Origin of the sequence: uncultured Pontibacter sp. (assembly GCF_947502515.1) — a bacterium.
In the GTDB taxonomy this organism is placed as follows: Bacteria; Bacteroidota; Bacteroidia; order Cytophagales; family Hymenobacteraceae; genus Pontibacter.
Genome location: NZ_CANNAI010000008.1, coordinates 113,515 through 130,266 on the forward strand (window position 1 = coordinate 113,515; position 16,752 = coordinate 130,266).

At 52.8% G+C, this 16,752-nt stretch carries 14 protein-coding genes; all 14 read left to right on the forward strand.

The genetic code is table 11. The features are described from left to right. The first annotated feature begins 110 nt into the window (after positions 1-110). The 14 genes from Q1A54_RS18010 (at position 111) to Q1A54_RS18075 (ending at position 16,694) form a co-directional block, all read left to right on the forward strand. Positions 111-1,352, forward strand: coding sequence for a pyridoxal phosphate-dependent aminotransferase family protein (locus Q1A54_RS18010; RefSeq protein ID WP_299990885.1), 1,242 nt, complete (start codon positions 111-113; stop codon positions 1,350-1,352). Then, positions 1,330-2,451, forward strand: a complete 1,122-nt coding sequence (locus tag Q1A54_RS18015) for a hypothetical protein (protein WP_299990887.1) — start codon at positions 1,330-1,332, stop codon at positions 2,449-2,451. Before Q1A54_RS18010 ends, Q1A54_RS18015 begins: the two co-directional genes overlap by 23 nt. After that, on the forward strand, positions 2,448-3,440 hold the full coding sequence (locus Q1A54_RS18020; protein WP_299990889.1) for an NAD(P)-dependent oxidoreductase: 993 nt from the start codon (positions 2,448-2,450) through the stop codon (positions 3,438-3,440). The genes Q1A54_RS18015 and Q1A54_RS18020 overlap by 4 nt, the downstream gene beginning before the upstream one ends. Positions 3,441-3,479: 39 nt before the next feature. After that, positions 3,480-4,808 carry an inositol-3-phosphate synthase gene (locus Q1A54_RS18025; RefSeq protein WP_299990891.1) on the forward strand — a complete coding sequence of 443 codons (1,329 nt, stop codon included), beginning with the start codon at positions 3,480-3,482 and terminating at the stop codon, positions 4,806-4,808. A 9-nt stretch (positions 4,809-4,817) separates the two neighbouring features. Then, positions 4,818-5,279, forward strand: a complete 462-nt coding sequence (locus Q1A54_RS18030) for a phosphatidylglycerophosphatase A (RefSeq protein WP_007657790.1) — start codon at positions 4,818-4,820, stop codon at positions 5,277-5,279. Continuing rightward, positions 5,280-5,651, forward strand: coding sequence for a GtrA family protein (locus Q1A54_RS18035; protein ID WP_299990893.1), 372 nt, complete (start codon positions 5,280-5,282; stop codon positions 5,649-5,651). Then, positions 5,638-8,241: a DUF5686 and carboxypeptidase-like regulatory domain-containing protein gene (locus tag Q1A54_RS18040; RefSeq protein WP_299990895.1), complete on the forward strand. Its 2,604-nt coding sequence runs from the start codon at positions 5,638-5,640 to the stop codon at positions 8,239-8,241. The genes Q1A54_RS18035 and Q1A54_RS18040 overlap by 14 nt, the downstream gene beginning before the upstream one ends. A gap of 18 nt (positions 8,242-8,259) precedes the next feature. Further along, on the forward strand, positions 8,260-8,979 hold the full coding sequence (locus Q1A54_RS18045) for a CDP-alcohol phosphatidyltransferase family protein (protein WP_196120660.1): 720 nt from the start codon (positions 8,260-8,262) through the stop codon (positions 8,977-8,979). 16 nt (positions 8,980-8,995) lie between these two features. Next, complete coding sequence (locus tag Q1A54_RS18050) at positions 8,996-9,556, forward strand: DUF4833 domain-containing protein (protein ID WP_299990898.1); 561 nt, start codon at positions 8,996-8,998, stop codon at positions 9,554-9,556. A gap of 7 nt (positions 9,557-9,563) precedes the next feature. Beyond that, on the forward strand, positions 9,564-10,184 hold the full coding sequence (locus Q1A54_RS18055; RefSeq protein ID WP_299990900.1) for a sterol desaturase family protein: 621 nt from the start codon (positions 9,564-9,566) through the stop codon (positions 10,182-10,184). A 1-nt stretch (position 10,185) separates the two neighbouring features. After that, a complete protein-coding gene (locus Q1A54_RS18060) occupies positions 10,186-11,136 on the forward strand; it encodes a phosphatase PAP2 family protein (RefSeq protein WP_299990902.1) in 951 nt (316 codons plus the stop codon). Between the two features lie 37 nt (positions 11,137-11,173). Continuing rightward, positions 11,174-11,803, forward strand: a complete 630-nt coding sequence (locus tag Q1A54_RS18065) for an HAD family phosphatase (protein WP_299990904.1) — start codon at positions 11,174-11,176, stop codon at positions 11,801-11,803. A gap of 335 nt (positions 11,804-12,138) precedes the next feature. After that, positions 12,139-13,050, forward strand: a complete 912-nt coding sequence (locus Q1A54_RS18070) for an ABC transporter ATP-binding protein (RefSeq protein WP_299990906.1) — start codon at positions 12,139-12,141, stop codon at positions 13,048-13,050. Continuing rightward, positions 13,047-16,694: a M1 family aminopeptidase gene (locus Q1A54_RS18075; protein ID WP_299990908.1), complete on the forward strand. Its 3,648-nt coding sequence runs from the start codon at positions 13,047-13,049 to the stop codon at positions 16,692-16,694. The genes Q1A54_RS18070 and Q1A54_RS18075 overlap by 4 nt, the downstream gene beginning before the upstream one ends. Positions 16,695-16,752 lie beyond the last annotated feature (58 nt).

Here is a 16,752-nt window from a genome sequence, read left to right on the forward strand (position 1 = left end):
TATGAACCAAGAGAACTGTGTAAATTGCAACACGCAGTTTTAAGCCGGCTGAAAACGTGCTGGTGTTCATGCCAGTTAAATAAATACAGATAACAATTAACGTGTTGTAGATGGGCAATATACTTCGTGAGAAAATCCTCGCCCGTGAGAAGAGTGCTGCGCACCATGCAGCTGAAAGGGCGATGGCGCAGGGAGCCTATCCTTATTTCAGATCAATAGAGTCTGCTCAGGATACGGAAGTGATCATAAATGGCCAGAAGGTGCTGATGTTTGGGTCGAATGCTTATTTGGGTCTTACAAACCATCCGAAGGTAAAGGAAGCGGCGATAAAGGCAATAGAGCAGTACGGCAGTGGCTGTGCAGGTTCCCGTTTTCTGAACGGTACGCTGGACATTCACCAGGAGCTGGAGCGCAGACTGGCCGAGTATGTGGGCAAGGACGCCGCACTGGTGTTCAGCACCGGCTTCCAGGTCAACCTGGGCGTGATCTCCAGCCTCACCGGCCGCAACGACTACATCATTCTCGATGAGTACAACCATGCCTCCATCATTGACGGAAGCAGGCTTTCCTTTTCCAAGGTGATCAAATACAGGCACAACGACATGCTGGACCTGGAGAGCAAGTTAAGCCGGCTGCCTGCAGATGCGATCAAGCTGATCGTGGTGGATGGCGTGTTCAGCATGGAAGGTGACATTGTGAAACTACCGGAACTGGTAGCCCTGGCTGAGCGCTACGGCGGCAGCATTATGGTAGATGATGCCCACGGACTGGGTGTAATTGGTGAGCAGGGGGCCGGCACGGCCTCACACTTCGGACTTACCGACCAGGTGGATCTGATCATGGGTACCTTCAGCAAGTCACTTGCCTCGCTGGGTGGTTTCATTGCAAGCGACTACGATACCATTCAGTATCTGAAGCACCATGCACGCTCACTCATTTTCAGTGCGAGCATGTCGCCAGCCTCCGTGGCCAGTACCCTCGCCGCCCTGGACATCATTCAGTCGGAGCCGGAGCGCCGTGAGCAGCTTTGGCTTAACACCAACTATGCGATAGAACTCCTGACGGCCGCTGGCCTGGAGCTGGGCCCGACGGAAACACCGATCATTCCGGTATATGTCCGGGACAACTACCAGACCTTTATGGTGACGAAATTGCTGCAGGACAACGGTATTTTTGTGAACCCGGTGGTAGCGCCGGCAGTTCCTGCTGATTCTACCCTGCTGCGTCTCTCCATTATGGCTACACATACCTTCGACCAGATCGAAGAGGCGGTTACTAAAATTGCTGATGCATTTAAACTGCTCGGCATCAACTCCCGAAATACATCTTATGAAGAGAGTACTGCCTGTTGATACCAAGCAGCAATTGAAAGCCTTCATTGACTTTCCGCATGCCCTATATAAAGACGATCCGCACTACGTGCCGGAGCTTTATATGGCGCAAAAGGATCTGTTGACGCCAGGCAAACATCCGTTTCACGACCACTCCGAAGTACAGCTATACCTGGCCTACGATGGTGACAAACTCGTCGGGCGGATTGCGGCTATACTCAACAACAATCACAACGCCTTCAACAATAGCCGGGACGGTTTTTTTGGATTTTTTGACTGCGTGAATGACGGAGCGATAGCCAGTATGCTCATTCAGAAGGCACAGCAATGGCTGCTGGCAAAGCAGGTGACCACCATGATCGGCCCGGTGAACTTCTCTACAAATGAAACCTGCGGCTTGCTGGTGGAGGGTTTTGAAAGCTCGCCGGTGGCCATGATGCCCTATAACTACAGTTATTACATACAGCTGCTGGAGAAGCTGGGCTTCCGGAAAAAGGTGGATTTGCTGGCTTACCAGTTCCTGTCAGAAGGCTACAACGACAAAGCTGCCCGCATGGCAACAGCTCTACAGGAGCGTTTGGCACAGAAAGGCATTATCATCCGACCGATCAACCTGAAAAACTATAAGCAGGAAGCAGAGAGCCTGCGTGAGATCTACAACTCAGCCTGGGACAAGAACCTGGGCTTCGTGCCGATGACACCAAAGGAGTTTGACTACATGGCCAAAGACCTGAAGCTGATCGTGGACCCGGATTTCTGTCTGATTGCCGAGCATAACGGGAAAGTGATAGGCTTTTCACTGGCTATACCTGACATCAACCAGATCCTGAAAAAGATCAGAAGAGGACGTTTGCTGCCAACCGGTATTTTTAAGTTGCTGCTGTTGCGCAAAAAGATAACGGCCGTGCGGATCATCGCGCTGGGCGTGGTGGAAGGGTATCGAAAAATGGGGATAGAGGCCTGTTTTTACGGCGCTGCCATGCATAAGCACCGGGAAAAGAAGATGCATTCAGCTGAGGCCTCCTGGATACTGGAGAATAACGTGCTAATGAACCAGGGGCTGCTGAAAATGGGTGCTACACCTTATAAAAAATACAGGATCTACGAGAAGGCGATATGAAGGAGCGTGTACTGATAACGGGAGCAAGCGGCTTTGTGGGGCACCACCTGGTGGAGGCTGCCGTGCAGGCAGGGCTGGAGGTATACGCCGCCGTACGCCCTTCCAGCGAGGTAGCGCACCTGCAGGCTTTTGACATCCACTACACTTCCCTGCACTTCAACGTCTCCGCAGCACTGGTAAAGGAGCTGGAAGAGAAGCAGTACCATTACATCATCCATGCGGCGGGCATCACCAAAGCCAAAAGCGAGCAGGAGTATAACAGTGTAAACGCCGGCTATACCCAAAAACTGGCTTTGGCAGCTATGGAGGCCGATATACCACTGAAGAAGTTTGTCTTCATCAGCAGTCTGGCGGCGCTGGGCCCGGTGGTATACAGCGACACAACGCCTATACATGAGCAGAGCAAGGCACAGCCGGTAACGGCCTACGGCAAAAGCAAGCTCCTGGCCGAGCAGTACCTGGCGGAGCTAAAGGATCTGCCCCTGGTCGTGCTGCGTCCGACGGCGGTGTATGGTCCGCGGGAGAAAGATATTTTCATCGTTCTCAAGACCCTGAACCTGGGGCTGGAGCCCTACATCAGCAACAAGCCGCAGTGGCTGAGCTTTGTGTATGTGAAAGACCTGGCAAGGGCGGTGATGCAGGCACTGGGCGCAGAAATACACCATGCCTGCTACAATGTGTCCGACGGCAACAGCTACGATCGTTACGCCCTGGCTACTATTACCAAGCGCATTCTGGGCAGGAAGGCCATACGCTTTCATTTACCGATGGGGGTGGTAAGTGTGATGGCCCGGCTACTGGAGGCAGCCTACGCGAGCAGCAGTAAAATGCCGGCCCTGAACAAAGAGAAGCTCAACGAGCTGGCCGCCGAGAACTGGAACTGCAGCATCGACCGGATCCGGCAGGACCTGGGCTTTGTGCCGGAGTACGACCTGGAGAAAGGGCTGGCACACACATTAAAATGGTATAAAGAAAACAATTGGCTATAAGTATTGATTTAAAACAGTTTTAGACTTTAAGTGAATAAGATGGAATATCAAGTAAAACCAGCCGAAGGGCGCTTGGGTATCCTGCTTCCGGGACTGGGAGCAGTTGCCACCACATTTATTGCAGGAGTAGAGGCGATCAGAAAAGGTTTCTCGCAGCCTGTAGGTTCACTTTCTCAGATGGGCAACATCCGCCTGGGTAAGCGTACAGACAACCGCAACCCGCTGATCAGGGACTTTGTGCCACTGGCAAACCTGAACGACATCGTTTTTGGTGGCTGGGACGTGTACGAAGACAACGTATTTGAAGCGGCCGTAAACGCGAAAGTGCTGGAGCCGATGCTGCTGCACTCGATCAAGCCGGAGCTGGAGGCCATTAAGCCGATGAAAGCTGTGTTTGATAAAGCCTATGCTAAAAACCTGGATGGTACCAACGTAAAAGAGGCTGCTACCAAATACGAATTGGCCGAGGCGCTGATGGACGACATGCGTACCTTCAAAGAGGAGAACGGCTGCGACCGCCTGGTGATCGTGTGGTGTGGCTCTACGGAGGTATACACCGAAATAAGCGATGTGCACGAAACAGTAGCTGCTTTTGAAGAAGGCCTGCGCAACAACGACCCGCGCATTGCACCAAGCATGATCTACGCTTACGCGGCGATCAAAATGGGTGTGCCTTATGCAAACGGTGCTCCTAACCTGACAGTAGACATTCCGGCACTTCTTGAGCTGGCAAAAGAAAAAGGAGTAGCCATTTCCGGCAAAGACTTCAAGACAGGTCAGACGCTGATGAAAACCATCGTAGCGCCAGGTCTGCAGGCTAGAGCGCTCGGCATCAACGGCTGGTTCTCTTCTAACATCCTGGGTAACCGCGATGGTCTTGTACTGGACGATCCGGATAACTTCAAGACAAAAGAAGTATCGAAACTGGGCGTGCTGGAAGACATTCTGCACCCGGAGGACAACCCGGAGCTGTACGGCGATCTGTACCACAAGGTACGCATCAACTATTATCCTCCTCACGGCGACAACAAAGAGAGCTGGGACAACATCGACATCTTTGGCTGGCTGGGTTACAAGATGCAGATCAAGATCAACTTCCTGTGCCGCGACTCAATTCTGGCTGCACCGATCGTGCTTGACCTTGCCCTGTTCACCGACCTGGCGCAGCGCTCAGGTATGAGTGGCATACAGGAGTGGCTGTCGTTCTACTACAAGTCGCCGCAGACAGCGGAAGGCCTGCGTCCGGAGCATGACATCTTCAAGCAACTGATCAAGCTGCAGAACACCCTGCGCCACATCATGGGCGAAGACCTGATCACGCACCTTGGCCTGGACTACTACGAAGACATGGTAGAAGAGTCGCTGTAAGCTGAATATATGCTGAAATTACACAAATTGGTTTCCACCAGCCTGGGCATTGGCTACATAGGCAAGGGGGGCGGTACAGTAGCTGCTGTGGCGGTCTGCCTGTGCCTGTATGCGCTGCCGCAGGCAGGTGGAAGCCAGCTTGTTATCTGGCTTCCTGTCATCACCCTGCTGCTCACGGTGCTGGGCGTTTGGTCGGCCAACGAAGTAGAGCCGCACTGGGGCAAAGATGATAAGAAAGTAGTGATAGACGAAGTGGCAGGCATGCTGATCACCATGCTGTTTATACCTGTGTCGCTCAGCACCCTGCTGGCCGGACTGGTGTTGTTTCGCTTCTTTGATATTGTGAAGCCGCTTTATATCCGAAAGCTGGAGAAAGTGAGGGGAGGATTAGGCGTGATGCTGGACGACGTAGTAGCGGGTGTTTACGCAAATATTGTTTTACAAATATTGCTTTACCTGAAGCTATTCTAAATGTTTACCTTTCTGAAGGCGCAGGCTGCTTCTCTGGTAGCTTCCGCTGTCGACTTTCTGGTCACAGTGCTGGTGGTGGAACTGCTCGGCATTTGGTATGTGGCAGGCACCGTAACAGGTACTATTTCAGGGGGCATAACACATTTTGCACTCGGCCGGAACTGGGTGTTCCAGGCTTCACATAAAACTGTGCCGTCTCAGGCAGCTAAGTATCTGATCATCTGGAAGGGGAGCCTGGTGCTCAACGCATCAGGGGTGTATGTGATCACGCACTATGGTGGTCTGCCTTACCTCTATTCCAAAATTATCACCTCTCTGCTTGTTGGCTTTTTCTACAATTACATTTTTCAAAAACGATATGTATTCAAATAAGAATATGTATAGCGTATACCTATACCGGCTGATTTGCTTCATGCTGCTTATTGCGGCAGGAGCACAGGCCACACCAGTGATGGCCCAGGGCCTCACCACAATTAAAGGCACCGTTAAAGACGCTGCCACCAACGAGGCGCTCATCGGCGTTTCTGTTTTTATACCTGGCACCAGTACTGGTACCAGCACCGACTACGAGGGAAACTTCCAGATCCGGACAAACCAGATCGTTAATAAAATACAATTCTCATACCTGGGATACCAGACCGCCACGATGGCCGTGACGCCGGGGCAGGAGCAGACGCTGCACGTGAAGCTGCAAACCGATGCCAAAGTGCTGAACGAAGTAGTGGTGGTAGGTAAAAAGCGCAAGGTAAAGTATAGCAACAAGGATAACCCGGCGGTTGACCTGATCAGGCTGATCGTGGACAACAAAGCCAAGAACAGGCCGGAAAGCTACGACTACGTGCAGTATGAGCAGTACGAGAAAACACAGATGTCGCTGGTGAACACACCGGAAAAACTGAAGCGCAATCTTCTGCTGCGCAAGTACGACTTCATTACTAACAACATCGACACTACCGTGCTCGCGGGCAGAGCGATTCTGCCTTTCTTTATACAGGAGGAGCTGACGGAGCAGTATTACCGCAAGTCGCCGCAGACGCGCAAGACCGTGGTGAAGGCCGAGAAGAAAGTAGACTTCGGGGAGTTTGTCGACAACCAGGGCATCATGGCCTACATGCAGCACATGTACCAGGACGTGGACATCTACGACAACAACATCACCATCCTGACAAACCAGTTCCTGAGCCCGATCGCCGACATGGCGCCTACGTTCTACAAGTTCTACCTGAAAGACACGGTGACAGCCGAGGGTGGTCAGCAACTGGCCAGACTGCAGTTTGAGCCGCGTAACCCATCAGCCTTTATGTTTACCGGCAGCCTGTACGTGACGCTTGACGGCACCTACGCCGTGCAGAGTGTGGACATGGAGGTGAGCAAGGGCGTAAGCATCAACTGGGTGCGCGACCTGAAGATCAAGCTGGACTTTGAGAAGAACCCGGACGGCCGTTACCACCTGAGCAAAAGCGGACTAAAAGCCGACTTCGGACTGACGCAGAACAGCGACATGGGCTTTTATGGGGAGCGTGTGGTGTCGTTTAAGGACTACAAGATAAATGAAGCACAGCCAGCCTCACGCTACGAAGGTGAGGCCATTGTGCGGGCGCAGGAAACTGCCGGACACGGAGAGGACTTCTGGCAGGCCAGTCGGCACGACTCACTTTCGGCCGTGGAGGTGAATACCTATACCAACATCGACAGCCTGGTGAACATGAAGTCTTTCAGGCGCACCATGGACTGGGGCACCGCCCTGATCGCGGGGTATAAGCGGGCAGGTTCCAAGATCGAGATAGGTCCGATCAACACTTTCTACAGCTTCAACCCGGTGGAGGGCTTCCGTCTGCGCTTTGGTGGACGTACGACAAACAACTTCAGTAAAAAAGTAATGCTGGAAACTTACACCGCCTACGGTTTCAAAGACGAGAAGTGGAAATACTACCTCGGCGGCACCTATTCGCTCACCGACCGCTCCATCTGGGAGTTTCCGGTTAGGGCAATTCGGGTGAGCTATCAGAAAGACACCAACATACCGGGTCAGGAACTGCAGTTTGTGCAGGAAGACAATTTCCTTCTTTCCTTTAAGCGTGGCGAAAACGACAAGTGGCTCTACAACGAGACCTACAACATCGATTACCTGCGGGAGTTCGAAAACCACATGTCATACCGCATCGGCTTCCGGAACTGGAGACAGGCCCCGGCCGGTTCACTGCAATACATCCCGGTAGGCGATGCCACCGGTGAGGACGAATCGCTGCCACTCCAGCACCTCACCACCACTGAGGCTTCGCTTGAACTGCGCTGGGCTCCGAACGAGCAGTTTTTGCAGGGTAAGATCTACCGCACACCAGTTGCTAACCGGCACCCGGTGTTTACGCTGCGGGCGGCTGCCGGTCTGAAAGGTACGTTCGGGGGACAGTTTGAGTACCAGAAGGTAGCCCTGAATGTGAGCAAGCGCTTCTACCTGTCGCAACTGGGTTATTCGGATGTAGTAACGGAAGGCGGCTACATTTTCGGGCAGGTACCATTCCCGCTGCTGTCGATTCACCGTGCTAACCAGAGCTATTCTTACCAGCTGCAGTCTTACAACCTGATGAACTTCCTGGAGTTTGTGAGCGACCAGTATGCCAGCGTGCACATCGACCACAGTTTCAACGGCTTTATCTTCAATAAGCTTCCTTTGATCAAGAAAACGAAGCTGCGGGAGTTTGTCACTTTCAAGGCGCTGTATGGCAAAGTGCGCGAAGAAAACATGCCTCACGAAAACCCGGATCTGCTGCGCTTCCCGACAGATGCCAATGGTTTGCCACTCACGTATACTCTTGAAAACAAGCCTTATATGGAGGCGAGCGTAGGTATAGGTAACATTTTTAACTTCTTCAGAATTGACGTAGTGAAGCGTCTGACCTACCTGGATCATCCAAATGTGTCCGATATAGGTATAAGGGGCAGGTTTAAGTTTGATTTTTAATACTTACAACATAGAAGTATGGACATGAAATCAGTGCGCGACGCGTTGCAGCAGGGAATCTACACGGTGATTAACCCTTTTGTGCGACTTCTGATCAGGCTGGGGTTCACACCCAACGCTGTTACCACCACCGGGCTTATCCTGAACATCGGGGTTGCGGCCATTTTTATCTGGGGTGGCGAAACCAGCAACAGGGGTGAGCTCGAATACGTGGGCTGGGCCGGAGCGCTGGTGCTGTTTGCCGGCGTGTTCGACATGCTCGACGGGCAGGTGGCCAGGCTGGGCAATATGAAGTCCACTTTCGGGGCCATGTACGACTCGGTGCTCGACCGCTACAGCGAAATGATCATGTTCATGGGCATCTGCTATTACCTGATTTCGCACCACTACCTGCTCAGTTCACTCTTTGCCTTCATCGCCCTGATCGGCTCGATGATGGTGAGCTATACCCGGGCCCGCGCCGAGGGGTTGGGTGTGGAGTGCAAGGGCGGCCTGATGCAGCGACCGGAGCGGGTCGTACTGATTGGGGTGTCGGCTATCGCCTGTGGTGTTACCTACTACTTTGTGGGGGCCGATTACAAGGTATACGTGCCGGGTATCCCGTTCCATGTGTTCGAGACCATGTCGGTGTTTACGCTACCCATTACCGTGATGGCGGTGATGACGAACATTACGGCTTATAATAGGCTAATGGACTCCAAAAAAGCCATGGAGCAGAAGGAGATGGCAACACGCTAAGAAGAAGCTTAACAACGTGAGAAAAATATTTTACCTGGCACTCCTGCTGCTTTACGCAGGTATAGGCAGTGCCAGCGGCAACAGTCTGGCAGGTATAGCCGAAGCAAAAGCCGACACACTGCCGGTGCCGAAGGGCATCAAAGAGCTGCTGTTTTACGTGCAGCGCGACCCGAATGCCAACACGGTGGTGTACGAGCTGAACCGGACGGCGCAGGGAGGGCTGAACGATACGGAGCCGATTTACCCGTTCTGGATTCGGTATGCGGATGGGGGAGAGCAGAAAGAGCTGAACTACATTCAGCGCAAATTTGCCTACGGTGTGAACACCAAAAAACTGGGCAAAGACCACTATGAGGTGAAGTTCGTGAGTTATGGCAAACTCGCCCTATACCTGCGCAAGGCAGGCGATGGCAAGTACCGTGTCTATACCACCATAAACAAGAAAGAAGCTATACTGGACCGCGTGTTTGTGCGGATCGAAGGCGGTACATTTTGGGTGCCCAATGTGTTGTATGTTGAGCTGAGCGGCCGCGATGCCGCTACCGGAAAGGCAGTAACAGGACGATTTAAACCTTAGTTTACAGATGAAAAAGAATTTCGTGTCTAACTCGCAGGAGTCTGTCAGGATGTTCAGATATGATTGGATGGAAGCCCTGTCCAAAGTGCACTGGACGGTGCCGCTTTACATTTACGTACCGGTCATCCTCTTCCTGAGCTGGCTAGCGCTGTACGGGGAGCAACTGTCTGTGCTTAACTTTATAGGCTATGCCGCACTTGGCCTGTTTGTCTGGACGCTGACCGAGTATGTGCTGCATCGCTTCGTGTTCCATTATGTGCCGAAGGCGAAGTGGGCCCTGCGCCTGCACTTCATTTTCCATGGCGTGCACCACGACTATCCAAACGATGCCAGGCGGTTGGTGATGCCGCCGTCTGCCAGCATTCCCATGGCCACGGCGCTGTATTTTTTGTTTGCATTGGTGTTGTCAGGCGGAGAACTTTATGCTTTTTTTGCGGCCTTTCTGCTGGGCTATCTGTTCTATGATATTTCGCATTATGCCCTGCACCACTTCAACTTTAAAGGTGAGTTCTGGAAGAAGCTAAAAAAGCACCACATGCTGCATCACTACTCCGATGCTACAAAAGGCTACGGGGTGAGTTCTTCTCTCTGGGATAAGATTTTCGGTTCTGATTTTGACAAAAAATAAAATGAGTTTAACAACTACGGCAACAGAGGGGAAGGCGAAAGTAACACGGAAGAATGCCCTTGTTGTAGCTGCCCTTACGATCGGTTACCTGCTGCTCTCGTACCTGCTGGTGGGCTTCAAGTCTGATCAGCTGGTGCTGGTGGGGCTGGCAAACGCCCTGTATTTTGCGACGCCCATCACCCGTAAGTTTATCACCGGCTTCTCGATCTTTATCGTGTTCTGGGTGCTTTACGATTACATGAAGGCCTTCCCGAACTACTGGTTCAACGCCGTACACATCGAGGACCTGTACAATGCCGAGAAAGCAGTGTTCGGCATCCGGAATGCCGAAGGTATACTGAGCCCAAATGAATTCTGGCAACAGCACAGCAACGCCTTTCTGGATGTGATGAGTGGTATCTTCTACCTCAGCTGGATACCGGTGCCGCTGGCCTTTGCCGGCTTTCTGTTTTTCTGGAACCGGCAGCAGTTCGTGTACTTCTCGCTCACGTTTCTGCTCGTCAACCTGCTGGGTTTTGTGGTTTACTACCTCTACCCGGCTGCACCGCCCTGGTATGTGGAGCTGCATGGCTTCGAGTTCATCTCCAAAACACCCGGTAACACAGCTGGTCTGGTGCGCTTCGATGAGTTTTTCGGCATAACAGTATTCCATTCGCTCTATGCCAAGGGCTCCAATGTGTTTGCCGCCATGCCTTCACTTCACTCTGCTTATCCGCTCATCGTGCTTTATTATGCTTTGAAGAACAGGCTGGGGGTAGTAGCTAAAGTGTTTTTCACCATCATTACGGTTGGTATCTGGTTTGCGGCCGTCTATACCTCGCACCACTACGTGCTGGATGTGCTGGCAGGTATAGTATGCGCTTCCTGTGGCATCCTCTTGTTCAACTGGCTGGTGGCCAGAGAAGGTGCTGTGAGCAGAGCCATTGGCCGGTTTGTAGCCGCCATTCGCTAACAAGGCCTGTAACCAGGCAAAACTTAATCTACACAACATGACAGAAGACAACTTCGCCATACAAAACAAGCGTCTCTATGAGCAGCTGCTTAGGCTAACAGCAGGGGACTACCAAGCCTTTCTGTACGACTGCGACGGTACGCTGGCAGATAACATGCAGGCACACAAAGATACTTACGTAAAAGTCGCTGCCGGTCAGGGCATCACCATTGATCCTGCCATTGTAGACGAGTTTGCAGGGCTGCCTATACCTGCTGTGGTTGTTGAGATCAACAAGCGGTACGGGAGCAGCTTCGACCCGGAGGCATTTGAAAGATCAAAATCTGAGCTGTTCTACCACGAGTTCATCTCCGAGACAAAGCCCGTGCAGTTTGTGGTAGACCACCTGGTAGCCCATGCCGGCAAAGTGAGGATCGGAGTGGTGTCAGGTGGCTCCAGGAAGATGATTCAGAAGACGCTGGAGGTGCTGCAGATCGACCACCTGGTAGAAGTGCTGGTATGTGCCGACGACACAGGGAAGGGCAAGCCTTTTCCAGATCCGTTTTTGCTGGCTGCAGAAAAGCTGGGCGTAGCACCCGAACATTGCCTGGTGTTTGAAGACGGAGTGCCCGGCGTGCAGGCTGCTGAAGCAGCAGGTATGCAATGGGTGAGGGTAGACGAGATATAGGGGACAGGCCATCTACTTTGGATTTATGTGAAAATCAGAAATAGCGCTAATTTTTAGACGAAAGTAAAACCGCTCCTGTCGTTCAGGAGCGGTTTTTTTTATGGCTTTGGCAACGAATACCTCAAAGTAGAAACAAGAGTTGGACTGTATGAACAGGTTACAATAGCTACCGCGTTGGAGGGCAAAATCAAACCGATCCTCCGTTTATCACATCTTTTCAGCGTTTCATCACTTTTAGTTGAAGTCCTGTTTGCTGTTTTCTAATCTTACTCCTGTTAAAGGCCTGGTAATCAGCTGGGCGGGTGCAAAAGGAACAAGACCAGACAGAAGAAACGATGAAATTAACGATCAGAAACATCTCCAAAACCTATCCGAATGGGGTGCAGGCCCTGCACAACGCCAGTTTGACAATTCCAGCAGGTATGTACGGATTGCTGGGACCGAATGGCGCCGGCAAATCCACATTGATGCGCATACTGGCCACGCTGCAGGAGCCGGACGAAGGGCAGATCTTATTCGGAGACATCGACGTGGTGCGGCAAAAAGAGAAAGTGCGCGAAACGCTGGGCTATCTGCCGCAGGAGTTCGGCGTGTACCGAAACGAAACAGCCGAGCACCTTCTCGATCACTTCGCCATCTTGAAAGGGATCACCAGCCGTGCCGACCGCACCGAGGTGGTACAGCAACTGCTGCGGCAGACCAACCTTTGGGAGGTACGCAAACAGAAGCTGGGTGGCTACTCAGGCGGCATGCGGCAGCGCTTTGGTGTGGCAGTGGCCTTGCTTGGCAACCCGAAACTGCTGATCGTGGATGAACCTACTGCCGGGCTGGACCCTTCGGAGCGTGTACGGTTTCTGAACCTACTCTGTGAGTTGGGTGAAAACAGCATCGTGATTCTTTCGACGCACATTGTGGAGGATGTATCGGAGCTGTGCACGCACATGGCCATCATCAATAAAGGGGAAATACTCTTGGAAGCAGAGCCGCTGCAGGCAATAGATGCCATGCAGGGGCAGGTATGGCGCAAGGTGATCCGGAAAGAGGATCTCACGGAAATACAGCGTACACATGCCGTTATCTCGACCAGGTTGCAGGCCGGGAAGTTTGTGGTGCGCGTCTGCAACAGCAGTTTGCCAGGCATAGGGTTTGAGCCTGTGGAAGCCACACTGGAAGATGTTTATTTCAGCACGATGGCCGGGCTTAGCGGCAAACAGCAAGTGCAAGCCGGAAAGGAGGTGGTGCTATGATGTTCTGGGCGATGTTCCGGTTTGAGCTGCGCTACCTGCTGCGCCGCGTTTCCACCTGGATTTACTTCGGCATTTTCCTGCTGCTGACTTTTGCCATGGTGCTGAGCTTTACCGACAATGTATACAGCGGTGATTATTTCCTGAACGCACCCGTTGTGATCGCGGGTATTTCGGCAATCGCCAGTTTGCTGGCACTGTTGGTGATAGCAGCCGTGTCCGGCGAAGCAGCGACACACGACTTGCGGGCCAGAATAGATCCACTGCTGTTTACAACGCCTGTCAGTAAGTTTGCCTACCTGGGTGGTAAGCTGATGGGGGCTTTTGCCGTGGTCGCACTGGTCATGCTGGCGCTTCCGTTGGGCCTGTTGCTGGCGCTAGTGGTGCCAGGTATAGACGCTGCCCTTTTTGGTCCGTTCCAGTTTTCACCCTACCTGAGTTCCTTTTTGGTGATCGCACTTCCCTCTGCCTTTGTGGCCACGGCTATCCTGTTTTCGCTGGCCTTGCTGAGTCGCCAGGCCATGCTGAGCTTCTTGGGCGGCGGACTGCTGTTTATGGTGGCGCTGATAAGTAGAGAGATGCTGGCAGACCATCTGGGCCTTTGGGATTTAGCCAGGCAGCTGGACTTCTCCGGCTTTACGATCGTAAGTGAGTTCCGGAAAACACAGACTCCCCTCGACATCAATACCCAATTGGTGCCGCTAGGAGGCTGGCTACTCTGGAACCGATTGCTCTGGCTGCTGATTGCGTTTGGCTTTATGGCTATTGCCTACGGTCGCTTTCGATTTGCACACCATGCCAGTTCAGGTTGGTGGAGCCGGATCATGAAGCGCAAATCAATAGAGGCACCGATCGTAGAGGCAATACCGATTGCCGTTCCAGAGGTTCAAAAGAACTTCCGGTTGCGCTCCCGGCTGCGTCAGACGGCTGCCATCGCTTTACAGACCTATCGGGAGAACATGAAAAGCTGGGGCTGGCTGGTGTTGCTAGGTATAGCGGGACTACTACTGGTGCTTTTGCCGGAGTGGCTGGAGGGCTCGCTCGGAGTGCCGACAATTCCCACGACTGCCCGCATTACAGCCATTTACAACCTGTTCATGTTACGCCTGGTGGTAGTAGCGGTCATGGTGGTATACGCCGGGCAGCTTATCTGGCGTGAGCGGGACGCCCGCATCAGTGAAATAACCGACGCGACCCCCGTACCTGACTGGGTTTTGCTGCTGAGCAAACTGGGAAGCCTGGTTTTGATGCTGCTTAGTCTGCAACTAGTTTTTCTGCTGGCAGGTATAGCCACGCAACTATCGCAGGGATATGAGGTGCTGGAGATCGGCCTATACCTGCGCATGCTCTTCGGACTACAGTTGACAGACTATTTACTGCTTGCGATACTGGTTATGACCGTTCACGTGATGGTGAATCATAAATACCTGGCACACATCATCGCTTTTGTTGCCTTTCTCTTTGGTATGTATGCCCAGGAACTGGGAGTGGACAACAGGCTATGGGTTTACGGTGCAGACTTAGGCTGGTCTTACTCAGATGTGCGTGGTTTTGGGTCGCAGTTAACTTCTTGGTTTTGGTTTAAACTATACTGGGCAACCTGGGCGCTGTTGTTGGTGCTGCTTACTTTCAGGCTTTGGGTGAGGGGCCGGGAAACAGGTATAAGCCAGAGGGTACGTCGCGCAGTGCTACACCCGGCAAAATCACTGGTGTTGGTAGCTGTTTTCGGCTTGCTGGCGATTTTTTCGCTGGGTGCTTTTGTGTTCTACCAGACGGATGTGCTGACTGAGCAACTGTCAAAAGAGGAGCTGCTTGCACGACGAGCTACTTACGAACTGCTCTATGGAAAGTATCATGGTGTACCGCAGCCAACGCTGACAGCCATCAGCCTGCATGTAGAGTTTTTTCCGGATCAAGAGGAAGCGTGGGTGAGCGGAGTTTATACCCTTCAGAACAGAAGCCAGGTCGCCATTGACACGATACACATTGCCACAGCTTATGGGGTAGATACCAGGGATATGCAGTTGAGCCAGGCTACCAGAACGCAACTTGAAGATCAGGCGCATCGCCATTCCATTTTCATCCTCGAAAAAGCCCTGCAACCTGGCGACTCGCTGGAACTGAGTTTTGATCTGCAGTACAAGCCAAGAGGCTTTGCCAGGAAAGGGACAGACCATGCCGTGACAGCAAATGGCAGCTACTTTCTGAACCATGCGTGGCTGCCTGCCATCAGCTACCAGTCAAACCGGGAACTGTACCTTGCACGTGACCGGCAGGCACATCAGCTTCCTCCAAAACCGGCTATTCAGCCACTGCAGGATGGGGAAGTGCAGCAATATAACGCTGATCAGGCGCGAATCCGCTTTGAGGCAGTGGTCGGTACTTCCGCAGACCAAACAGCCGTTACAAGCGGCGCCCTACAGCATACCTGGACAGAGAACGGGAGGCGCTACTTTTACTACGTGGCTGACACACCCATACGCAACCTCTACACTTTCTATTCGGCTGCCTATGCCATGCGCGAAACCGAGTGGCAAGACATTCTGGTCCAGGTGCTATACCACCCGGCACATGCCCATCAGGCGGATCGGCTACTCCAAAGTGCGGAAGCGTCGCTGACATACTATACCCGTCACTTTGGGCCTTACCCGCACCGCCAAATCCGCTTGGTCGAGTATCCCGGGGCAGGAGGCGGGGCATCGGCTTATCCGGGTACCATTGCCCTGACGGAGAATTTCTCCATGCTGAACCCTGACGAAGACTGGCGGGATATAGACCTTGTTTTTGCGGTAGGAGCACATGAAGTGGCGCACCAATGGTGGGCGCATCAGCTGGTGCCGGCTGCTATGGAAGGAGCTGCCCTGCTGACCGAGAGCCTGGCCTGGTACAGCGCACTGGGAGTGGTAGAAGCCACTTACGGCGCCGGGCATCTGGAGAGGCTCCTGTGGGTGATGCGCCAGTCCTACCTCACACCCCGCTCCAAGGCAGATGTGCCGCTGCTGCAGGCTTCGGATCCCTTTTTGGCTTACAGGAAAGGCCCTTTTGCCATGTATGCCTTAAAAAAATACCTGGGAGAAGAGCAGGTGAACCGGGCCCTGCGCAAGCTAATGCAGAAGTTCGGTTCAGGGGAGCCTCCCTTGCCCACTTCCCTGCATTTGTACCGCGAACTGCAGGCCGTCACACCGGATTCATTGCAGTACCTGTTGGTCGACCTGTTTGAGAAAAACACTTACTGGGATCTGGAAACGAAGCAGGCGGTAGCAGTTCCGATAGCGGATGGACAATGGAACGTGATCCTGGATGTACGGGCGCAGAAGTCGGTGGTGGACACCTTGGGCAGGGAAACGGCTATACCTGTACATGATCTGGTAGAAGTAGGGGTGTACGCAGCTGGTCAGGAAGGTCAGTTGGGAGAGTTGCTATACCTGGAGAAACACAGGTTGCATGCAGAGGAACAGCAAATTCAGCTTACCGTTCCCGCCAAGCCCGCCCACGCAGGTATAGACCCGCGCAACCTGCTGATCGATCTGGAGATGATGGACAATGTCAGAAAGGTGACCATTGAGAAACCGGCTGCGCCTGTAAAAGCCCTGTATGTACGACAGTCAGCGCAGCTAATCAATTTCATGCTGGATACCATGTTTTAACACCATCCGTCACAAAATTAACCGCATTCATCACATTTTTTGTTTATACTCAACGCTT